Annotated in this window: 3 protein-coding genes; all 3 read right to left on the reverse strand. The window is 48.4% G+C overall.

Annotation, left to right across the window (positions count from 1 at the left end):
- Positions 1-35: 35 nt before the first annotated feature.
- The 3 genes from tnpC to tnpA all read right to left on the reverse strand — a co-directional run bounded on the left by tnpC (position 36) and on the right by tnpA (position 2,318).
- Complete coding sequence (gene tnpC, locus B4O97_RS19015; protein ID WP_083053099.1) at positions 36-1,580, reverse strand: IS66 family transposase; 1,545 nt, start codon at positions 1,578-1,580, stop codon at positions 36-38.
- Between the two features lie 62 nt (positions 1,581-1,642).
- Positions 1,643-1,990 carry an IS66 family insertion sequence element accessory protein TnpB gene (tnpB, locus tag B4O97_RS19020; RefSeq protein ID WP_083053100.1) on the reverse strand — a complete coding sequence of 116 codons (348 nt, stop codon included), beginning with the start codon at positions 1,988-1,990 and terminating at the stop codon, positions 1,643-1,645.
- Entirely contained in the window at positions 1,980-2,318 is a 339-nt protein-coding gene (tnpA, locus tag B4O97_RS19025; protein WP_083053101.1) for an IS66 family insertion sequence element accessory protein TnpA, read from the reverse strand. The genes tnpB and tnpA overlap by 11 nt, the downstream gene beginning before the upstream one ends.
- Positions 2,319-2,392 lie beyond the last annotated feature (74 nt).

Here is a 2,392-nt window from a genome sequence, read left to right on the forward strand (position 1 = left end):
GTAACCGTCAATTAAACCCCACCCCTGACAAGAAATCAGAGGGAAATATTCCAAGGGAGCAGTGTTTCCCAGTTATCAGAGACCTTCACCTGTGGAGCCTCTTCAAAAACCCTTCGCAGATAATCATTCGGGTTCACGCCATTGGCATTGGCCGTTTCAATGAGCGAGTACATGCCGCAGGAACTTTCCGCACCTTTGGGACTGCCTAAAAATAGCCAGTTCTTACGGCCAAGCACAAACGGTCGAATCGCCCGCTCAGCCGCATTATTATCCGGGGTGAGCCAGGGGGAACCCAGATACCGTACCAGGTTCTCCCATTCATTCAACGTGTAGTGAATTGCCTTGCCCAACAGTACCGAAGGAGGTACCTGCTGACCTCTATTCAAAAGCCAGGTCTTAAATGAGTGTAATACCGGTTCAACCTGGACCTTGCGGTTTTCCAGGAACTCCGCCTCGGAAAGTTTTTTATCTTCACGCAAACGGCTTTCGATAGTGTACAGCTGCTTGATGAACTTCATCCCTTCCTGGGCACTTCCGGACTTTTTTGAGACTTTTCCCGCTTCATGGAACTTTCTCCGCGCATGGGCCCAGCAGCCAACAAGAGTTACCGTATCGTTGCCTCTCAGCGCTGTTGTATACGCCTCATACCCGTCGACTTGGAGATATCCCGTGAAGCCTTTAAGAAGATCTTTAATATGTTCTGAACCACGGGTTTCCCGGTATGAATACAGGAACGCCGGTTTTTCAGGCGGTCCTCCGCGAGTCAGCCACATATAGGATTTTTGTGTATCCTTCCGCTCAGGTTCCCCCAGGACCTGGACCGGCGTTTCGTCCATATTGATGACCGGTCCTGAACGAATGTGCTCATGGATCAATCCTATTAGCGGCCGGATCTTCTCATAAGCCGCCTGTTGCCAGTTGCTCATGTTCTGACGGCTTATGTGGATGCCGATGCGTTCGAACCGTTTTTCCTGCCGGTAGTACGGTAGATGATCGATAAACTTATTGGTGATAATAAACGACAGGAGACTGGGAGTCGCAATACTCTTCGGAATGATCGATGCCGGAACATCGGCAATGCGCACAGCCGGATTCTCTTCGTCTCCTGATCCTTCGCACGATTTACAGGCATATTTCGGACGAACAATCCGCTCAACCCACATCTTCGGGGGTATGACCTGAAGCTTTTCTGAGGTCTCCTCACCAATCCTGGTCATCATGTGCCCGCAACCGCACTGCTTTTCGTCTTCAGGTATGTCGATGATCACGTTTTCCCGGGGAATACTCTCATCGATTGGCTTGCGGCCCTGCGGCGACTTGCGTGAATGTGACCTGACAGTTGTTGCCTGCTCCACAGCCTGTTCAGCAGATGCACATGGTTCACTGTCAAAGAGAACCTGCTGTGCCGTGTCGTCCGATTCCTTCTCACTTTTTCGTCCGAACTTTTGCAGTAACAAGAGCTTATACTGCTCTTCAAGGGAAGCATAACGAGTTTCCCATGAACGAACGGATTGCTCCGCTTTCTCTTCGACTGAGCGAATATATTCCTGGACTTCCGCAGGAAGTTCTGCAACATCCATACTGATAGAAATTCTAGCACACCTTGATGTATGTGTAAATTCCCTAAGGCGTATTAAATGCTTTAAGAAACCCTTGAATATTCCAAAGCAGTATGTTCATGCCAGAAATCAATACCTTTCAACAGCATGGTAAGCTGCTCTGGGTTGATGATGCGAGCATCTTCTTCAGTTAATGGCCAGGGGAATTTGTGCTTTTCCAGTTTCTTCTGCCAAAGGCAGAACCCATTCCGGTCCCAGTACAAGGCTTTCATAATGCGTCGTTCACGGTTGCAGAACAAATACAGATTCCCGCTTAACGGGTTACCATTCATCTGGTCCTGCACCATTACAGCCAGGCCGTTGATGGCTTTGCGCATATCGGTGATTCCAGGCCGGATAAATATTTGAACTGATGAAAAATCAGGAGTCATGCCGGGGCTCCATTGCAGATAATACCCTGGCTATTTGTTCCTGCGTGGCGGTTAGCGGAAGGGTAATAACAATATCGTGCAACTTTATGGTTATGGCTTCTTTTTCGGATAAACGATGAAAAGTGCTTTTTACTGGTATGAACCGGGCTGCAGCTTCTGTTTTAGAAACTATCCCGGTTTGTACGGCACGTTTTTTTTCGGCTTTTTTCCAGCTGTAAAAGGTCGTTGGTGGTATTTCATGCTGCCGGCAATACTCCTGCCCGCTTAATCCGCTTTCTTCCCATTTTCTAAGATGTTCATGCTGCTGTCTCCGGTTATATTTGACCATTCAATTCCTCCGTAAAGGGAGGATTGTAGGGTATACAGCTATCCGGTATAAGGTGGGGTTTAATTGACGGTTAC

The sequence above is a fragment of the Marispirochaeta aestuarii genome (genome assembly GCF_002087085.1).
GTDB classification, from domain to species: Bacteria; Spirochaetota; Spirochaetia; order JC444; family Marispirochaetaceae; genus Marispirochaeta; species Marispirochaeta aestuarii.

What these genes read in the sequence shown, in the direction of transcription:
- tnpC (WP_083053099.1), bottom strand. Translation starts at nt 1,580, where the DNA reads ATGGATGTTGCAGAACTTCCTGCGGAAGTCCAGGAATATATTCGCTCA.
- tnpB (WP_083053100.1), bottom strand. Translation starts at nt 1,990, where the DNA reads ATGACTCCTGATTTTTCATCAGTTCAAATATTTATCCGGCCTGGAATC.
- tnpA (WP_083053101.1), bottom strand. Translation starts at nt 2,318, where the DNA reads ATGGTCAAATATAACCGGAGACAGCAGCATGAACATCTTAGAAAATGG.